20 protein-coding genes and 1 pseudogene are annotated in these 19,766 nt (G+C 66.6%); 17 read left to right on the top strand and 4 right to left on the bottom strand.

The window, feature by feature from the left end; genetic code table 11:
• Positions 1-10 precede the first annotated feature (10 nt).
• The 3 genes from AC07VI_RS18350 to AC07VI_RS18340 are packed head-to-tail and all read left to right on the top strand — an operon-like array spanning position 11 to position 4,125.
• Entirely contained in the window at positions 11-739 is a 729-nt protein-coding gene (locus tag AC07VI_RS18350; RefSeq protein ID WP_086147161.1) for a fimbrial biogenesis chaperone, read from the top strand.
• 36 nt (positions 740-775) lie between these two features.
• Positions 776-3,118, top strand: a complete 2,343-nt coding sequence (locus AC07VI_RS18345) for a fimbria/pilus outer membrane usher protein (protein ID WP_492992319.1) — start codon at positions 776-778, stop codon at positions 3,116-3,118.
• Positions 3,118-4,125: a Csu type fimbrial protein gene (locus tag AC07VI_RS18340; protein WP_086147163.1), complete on the top strand. Its 1,008-nt coding sequence runs from the start codon at positions 3,118-3,120 to the stop codon at positions 4,123-4,125. Before AC07VI_RS18345 ends, AC07VI_RS18340 begins: the two co-directional genes overlap by 1 nt.
• Here the strand turns inward: AC07VI_RS18340 and AC07VI_RS18335 are convergent.
• Entirely contained in the window at positions 4,122-4,358 is a 237-nt protein-coding gene (locus AC07VI_RS18335) for a hypothetical protein (protein WP_139842576.1), read from the bottom strand. The genes AC07VI_RS18340 and AC07VI_RS18335 overlap by 4 nt on opposite strands.
• 243 nt (positions 4,359-4,601) lie before the next feature.
• Between AC07VI_RS18335 and AC07VI_RS18330 the strand changes: the two genes are divergently transcribed.
• Positions 4,602-5,159 (top strand): winged helix-turn-helix transcriptional regulator, encoded by a 558-nt coding sequence (locus tag AC07VI_RS18330; RefSeq protein WP_076565423.1) that lies wholly within the window; start codon positions 4,602-4,604, stop codon positions 5,157-5,159.
• 168 nt (positions 5,160-5,327) lie between these two features.
• Positions 5,328-5,765: a CHRD domain-containing protein gene (locus AC07VI_RS18325; protein ID WP_086147165.1), complete on the top strand. Its 438-nt coding sequence runs from the start codon at positions 5,328-5,330 to the stop codon at positions 5,763-5,765.
• Between the two features lie 115 nt (positions 5,766-5,880).
• Here AC07VI_RS18325 and AC07VI_RS18320 read toward each other — a convergent pair whose 3' ends face one another.
• Together AC07VI_RS18320 and AC07VI_RS18315 are read right to left on the bottom strand one after the other, a co-directional pair.
• Positions 5,881-6,534, bottom strand: a complete 654-nt coding sequence (locus AC07VI_RS18320; RefSeq protein ID WP_492992322.1) for an FMN-binding negative transcriptional regulator — start codon at positions 6,532-6,534, stop codon at positions 5,881-5,883.
• Complete coding sequence (locus AC07VI_RS18315; protein ID WP_086147167.1) at positions 6,535-6,996, bottom strand: OsmC family protein; 462 nt, start codon at positions 6,994-6,996, stop codon at positions 6,535-6,537. It abuts the gene before it with no gap.
• A gap of 109 nt (positions 6,997-7,105) precedes the next feature.
• Between AC07VI_RS18315 and pdxR the strand changes: the two genes are divergently transcribed.
• The 11 genes from pdxR (at position 7,106) to AC07VI_RS18260 (ending at position 18,526) form a co-directional block, all read left to right on the top strand.
• Positions 7,106-8,584: a MocR-like pyridoxine biosynthesis transcription factor PdxR gene (gene pdxR / locus AC07VI_RS18310; protein WP_492992325.1), complete on the top strand. Its 1,479-nt coding sequence runs from the start codon at positions 7,106-7,108 to the stop codon at positions 8,582-8,584.
• Between the two features lie 39 nt (positions 8,585-8,623).
• On the top strand, positions 8,624-9,187 hold the full coding sequence (locus AC07VI_RS18305; protein ID WP_086147169.1) for a DNA-3-methyladenine glycosylase I: 564 nt from the start codon (positions 8,624-8,626) through the stop codon (positions 9,185-9,187).
• Positions 9,188-9,189: 2 nt separating this feature from the next.
• Positions 9,190-10,818, top strand: a complete 1,629-nt coding sequence (gene mnmC1 / locus AC07VI_RS18300) for an FAD-dependent 5-carboxymethylaminomethyl-2-thiouridine(34) oxidoreductase MnmC1 (RefSeq protein ID WP_492992327.1) — start codon at positions 9,190-9,192, stop codon at positions 10,816-10,818.
• Positions 10,819-11,046: 228 nt separating this feature from the next.
• A complete protein-coding gene (locus AC07VI_RS18295) occupies positions 11,047-11,544 on the top strand; it encodes a rhodanese-like domain-containing protein (protein ID WP_086147170.1) in 498 nt (165 codons plus the stop codon).
• Positions 11,545-11,563: 19 nt separating this feature from the next.
• Complete coding sequence (gene epsC / locus AC07VI_RS18290; RefSeq protein ID WP_492992329.1) at positions 11,564-12,550, top strand: serine O-acetyltransferase EpsC; 987 nt, start codon at positions 11,564-11,566, stop codon at positions 12,548-12,550.
• A gap of 7 nt (positions 12,551-12,557) precedes the next feature.
• A complete protein-coding gene (locus tag AC07VI_RS18285) occupies positions 12,558-12,782 on the top strand; it encodes a helix-turn-helix domain-containing protein (protein WP_086147172.1) in 225 nt (74 codons plus the stop codon).
• A gap of 117 nt (positions 12,783-12,899) precedes the next feature.
• The gene (locus AC07VI_RS18280; RefSeq protein ID WP_076565434.1) at positions 12,900-13,829 is read left to right on the top strand and encodes a family 2A encapsulin nanocompartment shell protein; all 930 of its coding nucleotides are present in this window, start codon (positions 12,900-12,902) and stop codon (positions 13,827-13,829) included.
• Positions 13,804-15,615 (top strand): family 2A encapsulin nanocompartment cargo protein cysteine desulfurase, encoded by a 1,812-nt coding sequence (locus tag AC07VI_RS18275; RefSeq protein WP_086147173.1) that lies wholly within the window; start codon positions 13,804-13,806, stop codon positions 15,613-15,615. Before AC07VI_RS18280 ends, AC07VI_RS18275 begins: the two co-directional genes overlap by 26 nt.
• A 172-nt stretch (positions 15,616-15,787) precedes the next feature.
• Positions 15,788-16,507 carry a sensor histidine kinase gene (locus AC07VI_RS18270; protein WP_086147174.1) on the top strand — a complete coding sequence of 240 codons (720 nt, stop codon included), beginning with the start codon at positions 15,788-15,790 and terminating at the stop codon, positions 16,505-16,507.
• An 11-nt stretch (positions 16,508-16,518) separates the two neighbouring features.
• On the top strand, positions 16,519-18,246 hold the full coding sequence (locus AC07VI_RS18265) for a tetratricopeptide repeat-containing response regulator (protein WP_099375251.1): 1,728 nt from the start codon (positions 16,519-16,521) through the stop codon (positions 18,244-18,246).
• A gap of 16 nt (positions 18,247-18,262) precedes the next feature.
• Positions 18,263-18,526: a hypothetical protein gene (locus AC07VI_RS18260; protein ID WP_253251964.1), complete on the top strand. Its 264-nt coding sequence runs from the start codon at positions 18,263-18,265 to the stop codon at positions 18,524-18,526.
• Positions 18,527-18,547: 21 nt separating this feature from the next.
• Here the strand turns inward: AC07VI_RS18260 and AC07VI_RS18255 are convergent, their stop codons facing one another.
• Positions 18,548-19,249 (bottom strand): PhaM family polyhydroxyalkanoate granule multifunctional regulatory protein, encoded by a 702-nt coding sequence (locus AC07VI_RS18255; RefSeq protein WP_086147176.1) that lies wholly within the window; start codon positions 19,247-19,249, stop codon positions 18,548-18,550.
• Positions 19,250-19,401: 152 nt separating this feature from the next.
• Between AC07VI_RS18255 and AC07VI_RS18250 the strand changes: the two are divergent.
• A pseudogene (locus tag AC07VI_RS18250) lies at positions 19,402-19,766 on the top strand (hypothetical protein); the annotation flags it as partial.

The raw sequence follows: 19,766 nt of genomic DNA, 5'->3' as shown, positions 1-19,766 counted from the left end.
CGGGCGACGCATGAAGGCCGCTGCCGCCTCCCTGATCTGGCCCTGGCTGGCGCTGCTGGCGTGCGGTGCCGCGGGCGTGCAGGGCGCCAATCTGCAGATTTCGCCGGTGACGCTCAACTTCCGCGCCGAACAGGGCGCGGCCGGCATCAACCTGCAAAACCTCGGCGACCAGCCCATGTATGGCCAGGTGCGCGTGTTCGCCTGGGACCAGCGCGACGGCGAGGAAACGCTGGTGGCGACCCAGGAACTGGTGGCCAGTCCGCCCATTGTCGAGATCGCTGCGAACAGCCGCCAGACCATCCGCCTGGTGCGTGCCCAGGCCGGTCCCGTCGCGCAGGAAAAGACGTATCGCGTGCTCATCGACGAAGTCAGCCGCGACGATGACACGGGCCGCAGCGGCGTCGATATCCGCTTGCGCTATTCGGTGCCCGTGTTCGTGCTGCCGGCCGGCGCGCCGGGCAAGGAAGCGCTCGACTGGCAAGTGTTCCGCGACAAGGGCGAGTGGATGTTGCGCATCCGCAACAGCGGCAATGTCCATGCGCAGATCGGGGCGATGACGTTGACGAACCCGGCCGGGAAGGAGTTTGTGATCAGCAAGGGACTGTTCGGCTATGTCCTGGCGGCACGCATGCGCGTATGGCGTCTGCCTGTCACGGGCCAGGCTGAACTGGATGGACCGCTGAGCATCGCGGTGAATGTGAATGCGAAGGCGCTCATTGCCAAGACTTCGACACCTTGACGATTGCCGCCATGGCGGGCGCAACTGGCCTGAGCCATGACACGCGCGCTGACGGCGTTGCTGCTGGCCATGGCGCCGCTGCACTGGGCCGATGGCGCGCCCGGCGTGACGGGCGCCGACCCGGGGCCGGCCAGCTTGTCCAGCGATCCGGCGGCGCCGAATGAACTGTATCTGGAGGTAACCTTGAATGCTGAATCAACCGGGCTGATCTTGCGCTTTACCCAGGTGGGCAAAGGCTTGCGCAGCAGCGTGGCGACCTTGCAGCAGCTGGGGCTGGACCCGGCTCGCCTGGGCGCGCCCGGTCAGGCCGAGGTGGCGCTCGACGCCATTCCAGGCCTCAGCTACGACTATGACGCGGCGCGCCAGAGCGTGTCGCTGCGCGTGGCGGACGACTTGCGCGCGCCGTACCGCATCAGCGCGCGCCCGGAGGCGCAGACGCCGCCGTCGCAGGTCACGCCAGGCGCCGTGCTCAATTACGAAGCCTATGCGGAACTGGGAAAGACGCGGCGCGTCGCCCTGTTCAACGATGTGCGCTACTTCAATGACAGCGGCGTCTTCAGCAATACCGGCACGGTGAACCTGGGCGCGGGCCAGCGCAAATACATGCGTTTTGACACGTTCTGGAGCCATGCGGATCCCGCCACCCTGCAAACGTGGCAGGTGGGCGACCTGATTTCCTCATCGCTGAGCTGGAGCCGCGCCGTGCGCGTCGGTGGCTTGCAGTGGCGCAAGAATTTCCAGCTGCGCCCCGACCTGCTGACCTTCCCCGTCGCCGCCGTCGACGGCACGGCGCTGGTGCCATCGTCGCTGAGCCTGTACGTCAATGGCGTACAGCAATACTCTGCCAGCGTACCCAGCGGTCCATTCATCCTGAACCAGGTGGCCGGTGTGAATGGCGCGGGCCAGGCCACCATCGTCACCCGCGATGCGCTGGGGCGCAGCGTGACGACCGTGCTGCCCCTGTACGTCGATACGCGCATGCTGGCCGGCGGCTTGAGCGATTACTCGGTCGAGGCGGGAGCCGTGCGGCGCGATTATGGGCGCCGCCTGTTCGGCTATGAACGGCAACTGGTCGCCAGCGCTTCCGGCCGCCATGGCGTCAGTGACCGTCTCACCGTCGAAGGCCATGCGGAACTGGCGGCCGGCCTGTATCAGGCGGGGGCGGGCGCGTTGTGGCGGCTGGGCCAGGCGGGCGTGCTCAACGGTTCGCTGTCGGCCAGCGCCGGCCGCAGCCGCGGTGCGCAGCTGGGCGCCGGTTATCAGTACCTGGGGCCGCGCTTCAGCATCGATGTGCAAGGCGTGCGCGCCGGCGCCGGTTTTGGCGACCTGGCCTCGCGTGATGGCAGCCCCGTCGTGCGCGCGGCAGACCGCCTCACGGTCAGCCTGCCATTGCCGGCCGGAAGCAGCATCAGCGGCAGCTATATCCGTTACCGCACACTGGGCGCGCCGCCGTCGAAGATTGCCACCGTGGGCTATGCGGCCACCCTGTTTCACGGCCTGTTCTTCAGCGCCAGCCTGTTCCAGGACTTGCGGCAACGCGATAAACGGGGTTTCTACTTCGGCCTGAGCATGGCCTTCGACAACAATCTGGCCCTCAGCGTGAACGGCAGCCGGCAAAACGGCGAGAGCGGCCGCAGTGTCGGCGCGCAGCGCGCGGCGGACTTTGGCGGCGGCTTCGGCTGGAGCGTGCAGGCCGGCACGGCGGGCGGCAACGCTTACCGCCAGGCGCAAGTGGAATACCTGGGCAATGACGGCCGCGTGAGCGCGCGCACGCAAAACAGCCGCAGCGGCACTGTCTCTTCGCTGGGCGCGGCCGGCGCGCTGGTGCTGATGGATGGCCACCTGGAGGCGGCGCGCCAGGTGGGCAACGGCTATGCGCTGGTGTCCACGGGCGGCGTGGCGAACATTCCCGTGTTGCATGAGAACCGCCAGATCGGCGTGACGGGCGGCAGCGGCTATCTGCTGGTGCCGAATCTGAATCCGTATGGCAGTAACCAGATCAGCATCGCGACGGATGAACTGGGCGTCGATGCGCGGGTGCCCGTGACGCATATCAATGTCGTGCCGCGGCAGCTGGCCGGCGTGCTGGCCGCCTTTCCCATCGGGCGCTACAGCGCCGCCACCGTCATCGTGCAGGACGGCGACGGCAAGCCGCTGGCCACGGGCTTGCCCGTGCTGCATGTACAAAGCGGCAAGCGCACGGTGGTGGGATTTGACGGCATCACCTTTATCGACGACTTGCTTGAGCAAAATCAATTACAGATTGGCGAAGGCGACAGCACCTGCACGGTGCGCTTTGCCTATGCGCGCCCGGCGGCGGGCGGCTTGCCCGTGATCGGCCCGCTGCGCTGCGCTGCCGGCGCCGGGGGAGGCCGCTGATGCGCCGCCTGCTGCCATGTCTCGTCTTGCTGCTGGGCTGTGCCTGGGGCAATGCGGCGCGGGCGGCCGATACCTGCACGGTCAGCATGACGAATATCGATTTCGGTCAGATCAGTCCGATTTCCGGCGCCGATTACGTGGCGCAGGCAACGGGGACCTTCAGCTGCCTGTTTTCATCGCTGAACCTGGGACAGTTGCTCACGCCCAATGCGCAAGTGTGCATCTCGCTGGGGCTGGGCACGAATTCCACCTCGGCCCTGCCGCGCAAGCTGGGCAACGGCGCCAACCGCATGGAATACAACGTGTACGTGGACAGTTCATATGCGACGGCGAAGATTTGGGGCGGCGCCGGCGTGGCCGGTGCGCCATCGACGTTCGACATGGTCCTGTCGGCCGGCTTGCTGGCCCCGCCCGGCACGTATTCGATGACGTTCACCGTGTATGCGAAGATTCCTGCCGGCGCCGCCCTGGCGGCCGTGCCGACGGTGGCCAACGCCAATACCGTCTATACGTCGAGCTTTGCCGGCGTGGGCACCTACACCTACACCACGTATGGCCTCGTCAACTTGCAGGGCTGTAGCGCCAGCAGCGGCAGCTTCGGCTTTACGGTGAATGCGACGGCCGTCAACGATTGCACGATCACGGCCACGCCGATGGCGTTTGCCAACGCCTCCATCCTGACGGGCAACCTGCGCAGCACCAGCACCCTGTCGGTGCGCTGCGTGAACAACAATGCGTATCAGATTGCCCTGAACGGCGGCAGCGTGGCGCTCAATGTGGCCAACCGGCAAATGAAGAACACCGTGACCACCGACAAGGTCAGCTATCTGCTGTCGTCCACCCTCGATGGCCCGCCATGGGGCGACGGCACGGGCGGCACCGCAATGGTCACGGGGACGGGCACGGGCGCGAGCGTGCCGCTGACGATTTACGGCCGGGTTCCGGCGCAGGTGTCGCCGCGCCCCGGCGACTACAAGGACACGGTGACGGCGACGATTTATTTTTAGAAGCTGACGGTGAGCATGTCCGCGCCTGCCGGGCTCTGGCCGGGCTGTACCTGATAGGGGGTCGCATGGCGGCATTGCACCTGGGCCTGCGCAAGGTGCGAGCGTATCGTGCAGGCCTCGCTGATGACGAAGGTGGCCTGGAACGAGGCGGAGGAGACGGTGGCGGCGGCGGTGGTCTGGCAGAGGGAGAGGGCGAGCAACATTGGCAGGACGGCAAATTTCAAAGGAGTCATCGTAAGCGTATCAGGTGAAAAACGGACGGGAAGCAACATTCTCTGACGCCGTTTCGCACACCGGGACGGGAGAAGCTGGACTGGGCATGATTGTACTGGAGCAAGAAAAGTGTGAGTTTTCGCGTATTTTCAAGCCCTCGCCGGGGCGGGAAACGGCTTGCAAAGCGATAGTAACTAAATTTTTGTGTGGCAACTGCAAGATTTTTTTTGATTGTTGTGTTGGATCAACGTGAGGAGATGGTCATGAAACATACCAACTTTAATAATTTGCCATGCCCGATTGCCCGCAGCCTGGGCAAGGTGGGCGAATGGTGGAGCATCCTCATCCTGCGCGAAGCGTTTTACGGCAAGACGCGCTTCGATGAATTTGAAAAAAGCCTCAAGATTGCCCCCACCATCCTGACGCGCCGCCTGGCGGACCTGGTGGAAGGGGGGCTGATGACGCGCCGCCTGTATTGCGCCAAGCCGCCCCGCTATGACTATGTGCTGACCAAGCCGGGCCGCGCATTCAAGCCCGTCCTGCTGGCCTTCATTGCCTGGGGCAATGAGAACTTCGCCCCGGAAGGCGCCAGCCTCGTCATCGCCAGCCGCGACACGGGCCTGGCCGCCGATCCGGTGCTGGTCGACGCCATGACGGGCTTGCCCATCAATGACGAGTACTACGCGTTCGCGCCGGGGCCGGCCGCCAGCGACAGCATGCGCAGCATCATCCTCGATGCGGAAAAAAGCAGCGGCATCGCGCCCAAGCCGAAGGCGCCGCCCGCCAACCGTGGCTGGGTGGCCGAAGGCCATCTTGCCTGAACGGGGCGCGGCGGGGCGCGCAGCAAGTTTGGCGCAAAGCAAAGCGGACTCGGCGGGATGGCGTTACTGTCGCACTACAGCAAGATTTTTTTGCGCGAGACACGGCGCAGGCCCGCTTGTGCGGGAGGGCGCCATCCGTGAGCCGATGTCCGTTGAAGGAGAACTGCGATGAGCACATTGCCAAACCACGTACGCCGCGCCGCCACCGTGCTGGCGCTGGCCACCCTGCTGGGCGCCTGTTCCCATGGTCCGCATCACCCGGGCGGCCATGACGTGACCCTGACGGGCGCGCAGGAAGTGCCGGCCAATACCAGCACGGCCAGCGGCCACAGCGATATCCGCGTGGCGCACGACCGCAGCGTCAGCGGCGGCGTGCGCTACACGGGCATGGTGGCCACCGTCGCGCATATCCACGAAGCGCCCGTCGGCGCCAACGGCGCTGTCATCGTGCCGCTGGTGCAGACCAGCGCCGGCATGTTTGCCGTGCCGGCCGGCGCCATGCTCACGCCGTCCCAGTATGCGAGCTACCAGGCCGGCAACCTGTACGTGAACGTGCACAGCGCCGCCTACCCGGCCGGCGAGATCCGCGCCCAGCTCAAGCCGTAGCCGGCCGCCAGCATTTTCCCGGCAAGCGCCTATCGTCTGGAGCACGACGCTGCGCGCATCGCCCGCATCATCCTCGTGTCGACGGCGCTGTCGTTCCTGACGTTTGCGGCGGCCGTCAGCTCGCTGAGGTGACGTTGGCGGCGATCAGCGCGCCGAGCGCCCGGGCGGCGCCCGGCTGGGCGTCCAGCGCCAGGCCATGCGCCATGCTGGCCTGGTCCTGCATGCTGCGGTTCTGCCCCAGCTTCCATTTGCCCGTGATGCGCGTGAGGGGAATCTCGATGCCGACGATGGCTTTCAGCATTTTGTCGATATAGCCGGCCGGCGCATCGCCCACCTTCCACGGTGCGGCTTGATCCGCCTCGTGGCGCGCCGTCAGCCGCGCCACCAGTCCCAGCAGCCATGCCGCATCGTCGATGGCGCGCAGGGGGCCGTGCGCGTGTACCACCGCATAGTTGAAGGTGGGGACTTCCTTGCCGCTGCGCTGTTTTTCCGCATACCAGGCGGGCGTGATGTAGGCGTGCGGCCCCTGGAAGATCACCATGCAGTCATCGTCCGCACCGGCGGCGCGCCACAGCGGATTGGCGCGCGCCACGTGGGCGCGCAGGGTGCCGAATGGCGCATCAAGCGTGGGCGCGGCGATCTCGAACGGCAGATGGTCGGCGCACAGGCCATCGGCGCCGTGGCGCACGAGCGCGCCCAGCGGATGCGTGGCCATCAGGCCATGCAGCACGTCGAGGCGCTCTTCGCGGAAGGTGGCGGGCGTGTACATCTAGTGCGCTCCTTGTACGACCACCTCGGCCGTCAGCGAATTGGCGATGTAGCAGCGTTCGTGGGCGTCATGGTGCAGGGCGGCCAAGGCCTCGGGCGTGGGCGATGTTCCCGCGAAGGCGATGCGCGGACGCAGCACGATGCGCGTCATGGCCAGGCGGCCTTGTGCATTCTTGCCCAGCTCGCCGATGGCGGCGTCGCGGTAATCGTCGATGACGTAGCCGCGCTGCGCTGCCAGCGACAGGAAGAACAGCATGTGGCAGCTCGACGCGGCGGCCACCAGCGCCTCTTCCGGGTCGATATTTTCCGCCACCGACATCGGCAGCGGCACGGACAGGGGCGACGACGAGGCGGGGACCGTCAGGCCGCCGTCGAACCGCCATTCATGGCCGCGGCTGTAGCGCTGGCCGGCGAAATCCTGGCCGTCGCGCTGCCAGGCCACGGTGGCGAAAAACTGATGCATGGGTACTCCGCAAGAATAAAGGGGATGCGCCATCTTAGCGCCAGTCTTGGCTATTTAAAACAGCCAATAAGTGCTATCTTGAAGCTACCAATTCAAGAGCCATCCCGTCATGCCAGCCTCCCACCTGAACCCGATCATCGCCACCTTGCCGCTGCAGCGCGGCGCCGCCGAGCCGCTGTTCCGCCAGCTGTATGCGGCCATCAAGGCCGCCATCCTCGATGGCAGGATGAGCCCCGGCATGCAGCTGCCGCCCACGCGCGATTTTTGCCGCCTGCTGGCCGTGTCGCGCCAGACGGTGCTCAATGCGTATGCGCTGTTGACGGCCGAAGGCTATCTTGATGGCGCCGTCGGGCGCGGCACCTTTGTCAGCCGCGAGGTGCCGCTGCCAGTGCCGCCGGCAGCTACGCCCGGCCTGCTGCGGCCCCTGTCGGCGCGCGGGCAGGGCGTGGTGGCGGCCATGCGCCAGGTGGCGTTCCACCGGGGGCCGCTGCGCGCCTTCCGCGTCGGCATGCCGCGCATCGACCATTTTCCGTTTGACGTGTGGAACCGGCTGGAGGGGCGGCGCCGGCGCCGTCCCGACCACCAGTTCGGCTACGGCGACCCGGCCGGCTTCCTGCCGCTGCGCGAGCTGCTGTGCGTGTACCTGAAGGCCTCGCGCGGCGTCCAGTGCACGCCGCAGCAGATCGTCATCACGTCCGGCTCGCAGCAGGCGCTGTTTTTGCTGTCGACCATCCTGCTGGCGCCCGGCGATTGCGCCTGGATGGAGTCGCCCGGCTACCGGGGCGCCAGCGGCCCGCTACGCGCGGCCGGCGCGCGCGTCTTTCCCGTCCCCGTCGATGCGCAGGGGCTGGACGTGGCGTATGGCGTGGCGCACTGCCCGCAGGCGAAGCTGGCTTACGTGACGCCGTCGCACCAGATGCCGCTGGGCGTGAGCATGAGTTTACCGCGCCGCCTGGCCCTGCTGGCCTGGGCCGCGCACAACAAAGCGTGGCTGGTGGAAGACGATTACGACAGCGAATACCGCTACACGGGCGCGCCGCTGGCGTCGCTGCAAAGCCAGGACCGGGCCGGCTGCGTGGTGTACGTGGGCACCCTGTCGAAGGTGCTGTTTCCGGGGCTGCGCCTGGGCTACATGGTGGCGCCGCCCGCGCTGGCCGAGGCGCTGGTGCAGGCCAAGGCCGTGATGGACCGCCACACGGCCATCGTGCCGCAGATGGCGCTGGCCGACTTCATCGCCGAGGGCCACTTTGGCCGGCATATCCGCCGCACGCGCGACAGCAATGCCGAGCGGCGCGACCTGCTGTTGCGCGGCATCGCGCGCGAGCTTGACGACCAGCTGGCGTGCGGCCCGGCCGACAGCGGGTTGGAACTGTGCGCGTATTTTCGCGGCGGCCACGACGAAGAGGCGGTGGCCGGCGCGGGACTGGCGCGCGGCATCGAGTTGCGCCCGCTGGGCCACTATGCCGATCCGGCGGCGGGCCCGGAGTGCGCCACGCCGCCGGGGCTGCTGTTGGGATTTGCGGCCATTCCCCCGGCCGAGATGGCGCACGGCTTGCTGGAACTGGGGCGCCTGCTGCGCGGCCGATAATTTATACTGTACCTCCGCTTCCCCTACGAAGAACATGCCATGACCATTCTCCGCTGCGCCTGGGCCAATCCGGCCAATCCCCGCTATGTCGAGTACCACGACACGGAGTGGGGCGTGCCCTGTCACGACGAGCGCCGGCTGTTCGAGATGCTGAACCTGGAAGGGGCGCAGGCGGGACTGAGCTGGGAAACCATCCTCAACAAGCGCGACACCTACCGCGCCGCTTTTGACGACTGGGATGCGGAAAAGATCGCCGCATACGGCCCGGACAAGGTGGCGCAGCTGCTGGCGGACCCGGGCATCGTGCGCAACCGCCTGAAGGTGGCGGCGGCCATCACGAATGCGCAAGCCTATCTGCGCCTGCGCGCGGAAGGGCACACGCTCGACAGCTTTTTGTGGGCCTACGTCGATGGCCAGCCCATCGTCAACAGCTGGCAGCCCGGCGAGTTCCCCGCCAGGACGGCCCTGTCGGACCGCTTGTCGAAAGACCTGGGCAAGCGGGGCTTCAAGTTCGTCGGCTCGACCATCATCTACGCCTACATGCAGGGCATCGGCATGGTCAACGACCACGCGCCCGCCTGTTTTTGCCGCGCGGGGCGCTGACGATGAAGCCCCTCGTCACGCTCGACACGGATTTCGACGGCGCGCGCTTTCACGCGGCCTGCGCCCGGCATGGCGGGCGCAGGCTGCATTACATCGCGCTGGCGCCCCGTCCCGTCGACGCCAGCCAGTTGCCCGAGCCGTGGCGCAGCCTGTGGCCACCCTGCGTGCCGGGCCTGCACCGCCTGGCCTCGCGCGACGGCCTCGTCATCCTCGACGTGCTGATCGGGGAGCCCGATGCCTGCCTGGCGCAGCTGTCGGCGAGAGTCGATGAAGTGCACCTGGCCTGGGCGCCGCCGGCCACGCCGGTGCTGGCGCGCCTGATGGTTGACGGCGCGCGCCTGCATGCCGTGCACCTCGACGAAACGCAGCGCGCGGCGCTGCAAAAGAACGGTTTTGTCTTCGACGAGAGCCGCTTGCGCGCCGTGTTCTATGCCCGGCGCGGCGACAGCGTGGGCACGGCGGCGCCGGAGCGGCGCGCCATCGTCATCGGCGCGGGCGTGGCCGGCGCCGCCGCCTGCGAACGCCTGGCCGCGCGCGGCTGGAAAGTGACCTTGGTCGAGCGCTACGCGCAGCCGGCAAGCGAAGCGTCGGGCAACCTGGCCGGCATCTTCATGCCGCAGCTGTCGAAGGACGACAATATCGCCACGCGCCTGGTGCGCGCCGCCTACCTGTATTCGCTGCGCTACTGGAGGGGCCTGGGCGGCATCGGCGCCGCCTTTGACGGCGCGCAATGCGGCGTGCTGCAACTGGCGCGCGATGCAGAACATGCGCAGGTGCAGCGGCAGATCGCCGCCGGCGGCCAGTATCCGCCCGGCTTCGCCCGCTGGCTGGAAGCGCCGCAAGCGGCCGCCATGCTGGGCGCGCCGGCGCCCGACGGCGCCTGGTGGTTCGCACAGGGAGGCTGGGCGCGCCCAGCCTCCGTCTGCGCGGCCATGCTCGACGCCTGCGGCAGCCTGCTGACGCGGCGTTTTTCCAGCAGCGCGCTGCGCCTGGAGCGCGGCGACGGCGAATGGCTGCTGCGCGATGCGCAAGGCGCCCTGATCGCGGCCGCGCCCACCGTCGTTTTGGCCGCCGGCACGGGCGCGATCGATTTTGAACAGGCGGCCGGCCTGCCGCTCGACGCCGTGCGCGGCCAGGTCACGCACCTGGCCGAAGCCAGCCTGCCGTCCGTGCCCTTCGTCGTCTGCCGCGAAGCCTATATGACGCCGGCCTATCAGGGCGTCGTCTGCGTGGGCGCCAGCTACGATGCGGACGCGGACGCCAAGCTGCGCCCGTCGAGCCAGCAAGAAAATATCGGGAAGATCGCCGACATTCTGGGCGTGGCCCCGTTCGACGCGCCGCTGGCCGGGCGCACGGGCTTTCGCTGCGTGGCACCGGACCGCCTGCCGCTGGCGGGCGCCTTGCCCGATCCGGGCGTGCCGGGCCGCTGCGAGCGCCTGCGCGACGTGCCCCGCTGGCCCGGCCTGTTTGGCTTGCTCGGCTATGCCTCGCGCGGCCTGATCTGGGCGCCGCTGGCGGCCGAGCTGCTGGCCTGTCAGCTCGAGGGCGAGCCGCTGCCGCTGGAGAGGCAGTTGGCGGAGGCGCTCGACCCTGCGCGTTTCTTGCTGCGCGAGCGCCGCCGCGCTGGTTGAGCGTTGGCGCAGAGCAGGCGAGGGCTGGGGGCAGACCCCCAACACAGCTGACGCAAAGCCTGGCGCCAACGCGCGTGAGGGTCTGACCCCATATGCGGACGCTCCACGCGTAGTCCCCATATGTGTTTTTCAGCTTTCCAAACTCTTTTTAATTTGTTTTCCGAACAACATAAGTTCGCTACAGTGGACGCGTGCTGGATTTTGACGACGGAATCAAGAGGTGGAAAGATGGCTGCTGCAGAACTGATTTTCGATCCCCGCGCCGCGCACGGCGAGGCGGCGTTTGACGAAGTACTCCATCTGGCCCGCGCCCAGGCGCAGGCGCAAGGCTTGCCGTATGCGGGCGTCGTCAGCGCGCAGGATGCATGGCAGCTGGTGCAGGCCGGCAAAGCCGTGCTGGTCGACGTGCGCACCAGCGAGGAACGCACCTTCGTCGGCTACGTGCCGCACTCGCTGCACGTGGCCTGGGCCACCGGCACGGCCATGCACCGCAACCCCCGTTTTACCCGCGAACTGGAAGCGAAGGCGGGCGGCAAGGAGGCCGTCGTGGTGCTGCTGTGCCGCAGCGGCAAGCGCTCGGCGCTGGCCGCCGAAGCGGCCGCCAAAGCGGGGTTTACGCATGTCTTTAATATCGCACAAGGCTTCGAGGGCGACCTTGACGCACATCAGCAGCGCGGCCACAGCGGCGGCTGGCGCTGGCACGCACTCCCCTGGCTGCAAGACTAATTCACCTTTCAGGACCACCATGAACCAGCGAGCCTTGCCTCCCGTCTCCCTCGCCGCGCAGCCGCAGTGGGAATTGCGCCAGATCGTCGATGAATTGCGCGCCGTGCGCGAGCGCTGGCGCGACGGCTTGATGAGCAGCCGGGAGTGCGGCGCGCGCGAATTCCCGTCGCGCCAGCACTTGCGCGACATCGTCGACGCCCTGTGCGCGGCCCTGTTTCCCATGCGCCTGGGCCCGCTCGACCTGCAGCAGGAGAGCGAGGATTTTTTTGTCGGCCACACGCTCGACACGACCTTGACAAGCCTGCACGAACAGGTGCGGCGCGAACTCAGTTACCACGCGCGCCAGCACGGCTTGCAGCAGACGGTGCCGGTCGAACAGCAGGCGCTGGCCATCGTGCAGCGCTTTGCCCGCGCGCTGCCGCGCATCCGCGCCCAGCTCGACACGGACGTGGCGGCCGCCTTCCATGGCGATCCGGCCGCGCACAGCGTCGATGAAGTGCTGCTGTGCTATCCGGGCATCCTGGCCATCATCCATTACCGCCTGGCGCACGCGCTGTATGCGCTCGGTGCGCCGCTGGTGGCGCGCATCATCGCCGAAGTGGCCCATTCGCAGACGGGCATCGACATCCACCCGGGCGCCGTCATCGGCAGCAGCTTTTTCATCGACCATGGCACGGGCGTGGTGATCGGCGAGACGGCCATCCTCGGCGAACGGGTGCGCATTTATCAAGCCGTCACCCTGGGCGCCAAGCGTTTTCCAGCCGGCGCCGGCGGCGTGCTGAAAAAGGGACTGGCGCGCCACCCCATCGTGCAGGACGACGTGGTGATCTATGCGGGCGCCACCATCCTCGGACGGGTGACCATCGGCCAGGGTTCCGTCATCGGCGGCAACGTCTGGCTGACCCGCAACGTGGCGCCCGGCAGCAACATCACGCAAGCGCACAACCAGCAGGAGGCGCCGGACTTGCCGGCGCCATCCCACCCCGCCTTTGCCCACCACCCATGAGGACAGCATGTTGATCAAACAGTTTGGACTGGCCGTGCGCCAGTTGCGCGAAGGGCATGGCTGGTCGCAGGAGCGGCTGGCCGAAGCGGCCGACTTGAACCGCTCGTTCATCGGCGAAATCGAACGGGGCGCCGCCACGCCGTCGCTGCTGACGGTGGAAAAACTGGCCATCGCGCTGGGCGTCGGCCTGGCGGGATTGATGGCCCGCTGCGAGCCGGAGCTGGTGGATTAAAGCGGGTCGATTCAGCGCCACGATGATGGCGATAGCATGTTGAGAGAAGAGGGGAGACGCCCGATACTTTATTTGTTTTTCAGATAAGCATATTCATTTTTCTCATCAGGAGTCGTCATGGCAGAAGTAACAGAGAGCCAGTTTGCGCTGGGCGATAACGCCGCGCGCCAGCTGGCCAATGCAAGCAAGAGCGTCCCCCAGCTGTCCACGATCACGCCGCGCTGGCTGGTGCACCTGCTGCAATGGCTGCCCGTGGAAGCGGGTATCTACCGCCTGAACCGGGTGAAAAACCCGAAGGACGTGCGCGTGGCCTGTTCGCAGCGCGACGAGTCGGAACTGCCGCAAACCTTCGTCGACTACGACGAGCAGCCGCGCGAGTATTTTCTCAACGCCGTCAGCACCGTGCTCGACGTGCACACGCGCGTGTCGGACCTGTACAGCAGCCCGCATGACCAGATCAAGGAGCAGCTGCGCCTGACCATCGAGACGATCAAGGAGCGCCAGGAAAGCGAATTGATCAACAATCCCGATTACGGCCTGCTGGCCAGCGTGCACGACGACCAGCGCATCTTTACGCTGACGGGCGCGCCCACGCCGGACGACCTCGACGAACTGCTGACGAAAGTGTGGAAGGAGCCTGGCTTCTTCCTCGCCCATCCGCTGGCCATTGCCGCCTTTGGCCGCGAATGCACGCGCCGCGGCGTGCCGCCGCCCACCGTCAGCCTGTTCGGTTCCCAGTTTCTCACCTGGCGCGGCGTGCCGCTGGTGCCGTCCGATAAGCTGCCCATCGAGGACGGCAAGACGAAAATCATCCTGCTGCGCGCGGGCGAGCAGCGCCAGGGCGTGATCGGCCTGTTCCAGCCTGGCCTGGCGGGCGAGCAAAGCCCGGGCCTGTCCGTGCGCTTCATGGGCATCAACCGCCATGCGATTTCGTCCTATTTGATTTCGCTGTATTGCTCGCTGGCCGTGCTGACCGACGATGCGCTGGCCGTACTGGAAGACGTGGAGATCGGTAAATACCATGACTACCCAGACACCTACAAGTGATGGCGCGGCGGCCCTGGCGCCGCCGTCCTTCCTGCCCGACGAGGCGACCCTGAACCGCCTGGCCGGTGAATTTTTCGCGCGGCTGCCCGGTCCGGATAAATCCCCCAGCCTTGGCGGCTCGGGCAGCGTGCTCGATGCGGCGCCCCGCTATGTGCACCGTGCGCCGCCGCAACCCGGCCCTTCGTTCGCGGCCATCGCTCCCGGCGTGGCGACGGCGCAGGTGCCGCCCGTGACGGCGCCATTGGCGTCTCCGCTCGCACCGGCGCCCGCCTCCGTGCCGACGCCGCGCTTGTCGGCGATCAACGCGCCCGCTGCGCCATCGCCGTATTATTTTATCGGTGGCGCGCATGGTTATCCCGCGTCAGGCAGCAAGCTCGATGGCCTGGCGCAGCAGGGGCTGGGGCAGGCCGCTCCCGAAGATCTGCGTGGCTGGCTTGCCGCGCCAGAGCGCTCGCCTGCGCGCCAGCTGCCGGTGACGCCGGCCAGCAGCCAGCCCGCGTTCTATTTCCAGACCGAGCTGCCCGCGCGGCCAGCGGGGACCCAGCGGGGCGACGGGCAGACGCCGGCGCCGTTCGACGTGCACGCCGTGCGGCGCGACTTTCCCGTGCTGGCCGAACGGGTCAACGGCAAGCCGCTGGCCTGGTTCGACAATGCGGCCACCACGCACAAGCCGCAGTCGGTGATCGATCGCATCGCATATTTTTATGCGCACGAGAATTCGAACATCCACCGCGCGGCCCATGCGCTGGCGGCGCGCGCCAGCGACGCGTACGAGGCCGCGCGCGCCAAGGTAGCGAGTTTTCTCGGCGCCGCTTCTCCCAATGAAATCATTTTCGTGCGCGGCGCCACGGAAGGCATCAATCTGATCGCCAACACCTTCGGCCGCAAGTACATCGGCAGCGGCGACGAGATCATCGTTTCGCAGCTCGAACACCACGCCAATATCGTGCCATGGCAGCAGCTGGCGGCGGAAAAGGGCGCGATGCTGCGCGTGATTCCCGTCGACGACAGCGGGCAGATCATCCTCGACGAGTTCCGCAAGCTGCTCAACGGCCGCACCCGGCTGGTGTCCGTGACGCAGGTGTCGAATGCGCTGGGGACGGTGACGCCCGTGGCGCAGATCATCGCGCTGGCGCATGCGGCCGGCGTGCGCGTGCTGGTCGACGGCGCGCAGGCCGTGTCGCATTTGCGCGTGGACGTGCAGGCGCTGGGGGCCGACTTTTACGTGTTTTCGGGCCATAAAGTGTTCGGCCCGACGGGCATCGGCGCCGTGTATGGCAAGGCCGACTTGCTCGAGCAGCTGCCGCCGTGGCAGGGCGGCGGCAACATGATCGCCGACGTGACGTTCGAGCGCACCGTCTACCAGGGCGTGCCGAACCGTTTCGAGGCCGGCACGGGCAATATCGCCGACGCCGTGGGCCTGGGCGCGGCCATCGATTACGTGCAGCGCATCGGCCTGGAAAACATCGCCGCCTACGAGCACGCGCTGCTGGCATACGCCACGCACCACCTGCAAGCGATTGCCGGCGTGCGCCTGATCGGCACGGCGCTGGACAAGGCCAGCGTGGCTTCTTTTGTGCTGGCCGGCCATGCGCCGGCGGAAGTGGGGCGCGCCCTCAACGACGAGGGCATCGCCGTGCGTTCGGGCCACCATTGCGCCCAGCCGATTTTGCGCCGCTTCGGCGTGGAAGCGACGGTGCGCCCGTCGTTCGCCTTCTACAACACGTACGAGGAGATCGACCGCATGATCGCCGTGGTGCGCCGCCTGGCGGGCGCGCGCCGCTGATCTTGTCTGCTTGGCAAGCTGATGCCGTCCCTGCGCCAGCGGGGGCGGCATTGTTGCGTCATGTCACGGACTTTGCGCGCGGCTGGCAGGCGGCCGCAGGCTGGCGGTATAATTTATCCTTGGCAATATTCAAGCCGCGGCGCCGTGCCGCCGGCGCCCGAGGAGATATCCGGTGGAAGATCAACACAGCTCGCCCGAGCTATTCCTGTTCCTGGCGTCGACCGTGCACGACATGAAGAATTCGATCAGCGTCGTCAGTGGCACTTTGGAGTCGCTGCTGGCGGCCGAGCAGGCCAAGCCCGCGCCGCAGGCCGATCCCGCCTACCTGCAGATGGCGCAGATGCTGTACCAGACCAAGCGTCTCAACGATAACCTGATCCAGCTGCTGGCCCTGTACAAGGAAGTGGGCAAGCCCGGCTACCCCTTCGACGTGCAGCCGCAGCTGGTGAGCCAGGTCATCGACCAGGTGGTCGACCAGGAAAAGATCCTGCTGGCCTCCAAGGGCATACGCCTGGAAACGGCCTGTCCGCCTCAGCTGATCTGGACCCTCGACGAAGACCTCGTCATCGGCGTGCTCGCGCATGCCATCAACAACGCCATCCGCTATACGCAGGACACCATCCGCCTGTCCGTGCAGGAGCGCGACGGCATGCTGGAGCTGCGCGTGGAAGACAATGGCGACGGCTATACGCAGGCCTTGCTCGACGCGGGCAGCGCGGCCATGGACGGCATGGCCTCCGGCGTGAATTTTTCCACCAACAGCACGGGCCTGGGCCTGTATTTTTCCAGCGAAGTGGCGAAGATGCACAAGCACCGGGGCCAGAGCGGCAGCATCGCCCTGGCCAATGGCGGCGCCCTGGGCGGCGGCTGTTTCACCCTGCGCCTGCCCTGAGCGAGGACACCATGACCGACAGCCACGCCACCGCCGCCGAAGCGGGCAGCACCGACTGGGCCGACAAGCATTATCTGCTGGTCGACGACTTCATCGGCATCCGCATCCTGCTGCGCGAATCGCTGCGCAACCTGGGCGCGCGCCATATCGACCAGGCGGCCAGCGGCGGCGAAGCCATGAAGCTGCTGGCCAAGACGCGCTACGACGTGGTGCTGTGCGATTACAACCTCGGTGAAGGCAAGAACGGCCAGCAGGTGCTGGAAGAGACGCGCGTGCGCAATCTGACGGCGCCGTCCAGCGTGTGGCTGATGGTGTCGGCCGAGAAAAGCGTGGAATCGGTGATGGGCGCGGCCGAGCACCAGCCGGACGCCTACCTGATCAAGCCCATCACGGAAGGCGTGCTGCTGACGCGGCTGAACCGCGTCTGGCACAAGAAGCAGGTCTTCCGCGAAATCGACCAGGCCTGCATGGAAAAGGATTATCTGCGCGCGGCCAAATTGTGCGATGCGCAGATCGAAGTCAACAAGCTGCACGAGCTGGAATTGCTGCGCATGAAGGCGAGTTTGCTGCTGAAAAGCGGCGAGCCGGAAAAGGCCCGCGCCGTGTACGAAAAAGTGCTGGCCGAGCGCGATTACAGCTGGGCCAGGGCGGGACTGGGCAAGATCCGCATGAACAACGGCGAACACGAGGCGGCGCGGCAGATCTTCCAGGGCGTGATCGTCGAAAACAAGTATTACATCGACGCCTACGACCAGATGGCCGTCGCCTACCAGCTGATGGGCCAGCACGAAGAGGCCTGCGGCGTGCTGGAAAAGGCGGCCCGCCTGTCGCCCAATTCCGTGCCGCGCCAGCGCAACCTGGGATTGGCGGCCCTGAAAGTGGGCAATGTCAGCATGGCGGAAAAGGCTTTCCGCAAGTGTATTTCCATCGGCGAGTTTTCCGTCATGAAGACGCCGGACGCCTACCTGGGCCTGGCGCGCGTGTGCGGCCTGAAAAAGGATGCCAAGGAGGCGCTGCAATGGCTGCTGCTGGCGCAGCGCGAATTCTCGCCCGAGCAGATCGGCCTGCGCGCGAAGATCACGGAAGGCATGGTGCACCACGAAACGGGCGATTACCGGCGCGCGCGCAAGTGCGGCGACGAACTCGAAGCGATGCTGGCGGAAGACCCGGCGCGGCCCGAGAAAAACATCTGCATGGAGCTGGCCACCCTGCTGTTTGCCGTCGGCGTCAAGGATGCGCCGGCCGGCCTGCTGTGCTACGTGGTGAAGAATAACCACGACAACCAGGTGGTGCAGGACGAGGTGCAAAAGATTTTCGACAAGGCCAAGATGGGCGACGAAGGCACCAGCCTGATCATCGCCTCGCGCAAGGAAGCGTCGGATCTGATGAACAAGGGCGTGCTGCTGTGGAAGACGGACAAGCTCAACGAAGCGGTGGCCTGGATGCGCACGGCGCGCGAAAAGCTGCCGAACAATCTGCGCATCCTGTTCAATTCCGCGCAAATCATCGTTTCCTTCCTGCAACAACGCGGCTACCAGGCGGACTTGGCGGCAGAGGCCATGGAAGTGTTGTTGTATGTAGACAAAATTGCACCAGGACAACAGCGCTTCGCCCAGTTGATGGAGCAACTGGTGCAACTGACGCCGCCGCCGGCGCCGGAAGGGGAGGCCGTGGTGGTGGAAAATACGGAGGCCGCGCCGGAAAAACCCGCAAAACCGGTGCGCGAGCGCGGCGGATGATAAACTAGGGGTCAGCGTGGGCGCGCCTGCGCTTGAGTTGCTTTACAACAATAAGGAAGAAAATATGCGTGATGTGGTCAATGAAGTGTACAAAAAAATGAAAGTCGGCGCCGTTGCCTGGGTACGCCCGGTTGCCGCCAAGGGAGACACGCTGGAAACATTCCAGACTTCGTACGAGCACGCCAAGGCGCTGGCCGACGAAGGCCTGATCACGATCGGTGACGTTAAACGCCAGGCCGACAACATGATCGAGGCGATCCGCATTCATCGTATCGCCTGATCATATCGCCGCCACGGGACGTCAGGCCTTGCCTGCCGTCCTGGCTTTGGGCGCCGCGCGTTTCGCGGGCGCCTTGCGCACCGGAGCCTTGGCTGCCGTGCCTGCCTCTGCAGGTTTGCCCGGCTTGCCGGCCGCTGGCTTGGCGTTGACGGCGCCGCCGAAACTGGCCGCCGCCGCATCGGGCGACATCGCCGTCGACACCGCCTGTTTGAATTGATCTTGTAACAAATTCCACCAAGCACTTGGATTGGCCAGCTGGGCCGCTGCATGGCCCGCCGCGTCGCCGGGCGCCGCTGCCGCAGGTTCCGCCGCCGGGGCGGGCGCGGGCGCCGGTTCAGGGGCGGCCGGTGTTGGCGTTGCTTGTTGGAAAAATGCGGAAGCGTAGGGCGCGGATTCGAACAGCGGCTTGTCGCTGGCGCCCGGCTGCTTGATGGCCGCCGCCAGCGAAGCGCCCATCGATTGCAGAGTGGCGATGGTGCCGCGCTGCACTTCCAGTGCCTGGATGCTGCCGCGCAGCATGCTGGTATTGAGGTTCAGCCACGCTTCGACGGCTTTCAGGTCGCTGATTTTCTTGTCCAGTTCTTCCACCGACATGGTGGGCGCCGTGATGCCGGGCATGCCCATGCCGGGGACGCTCATGCTGCCCCACAGGTTTTTGACGAAGTCGAGCGTATCGGTCACAACTGCTGCGCCCGGAATGTGGGGCATTTGCGGATTTGCCATGCTGAGTCTCCTGGTAGGTTCGTTCCTGCCCTTAGCGTAGCAGATATCAGCTTGCAACTGACGCAATGCCGCCAACATTTTCTTACATAAAACATCAGAAGTTGAGCGCGGGCAAGGGGCAGCAGTGGGGCGAAAGCGGTACACTAGCGCCCATGATGCCCGCTTCCTTCTTTTCGCCACCGCGCCGCCGTACCGTCGTCATTGTCGCGGTCATCGGCGTGCTGCATTACATGGCGCTGGAATGGCTCACTTCGCATGCGGACACGGTGCCGCCGGGACTGGACAGGCAGCAGGTGGTCAGCATGGCCCTGATCGCCGAAGCGCCCAAGCCCCTGCCGGTGGCGCCGCCACCGCCGCCGCCCAAGCTGCAGCCCGTGCCCGAGCCCCGCTTGCCGCCACCGCCGCCGCCGACGGCGCTGCCATCGAGCGTGACGGCCCAGTTGACGGCGCCTGCCAGCGATGTGCCGGAAGGGCCGGTCGCGCCCGCGGCGCCGGCGGCCGGCGCGCCGGCCATCAC

This window comes from Janthinobacterium sp. GW821-FHT03A03 (genome assembly GCF_059421435.1).
The sequence above is the reverse complement of the archived record's forward strand: the minus strand, read 5'-3'. Positions and strand labels throughout refer to the sequence as shown.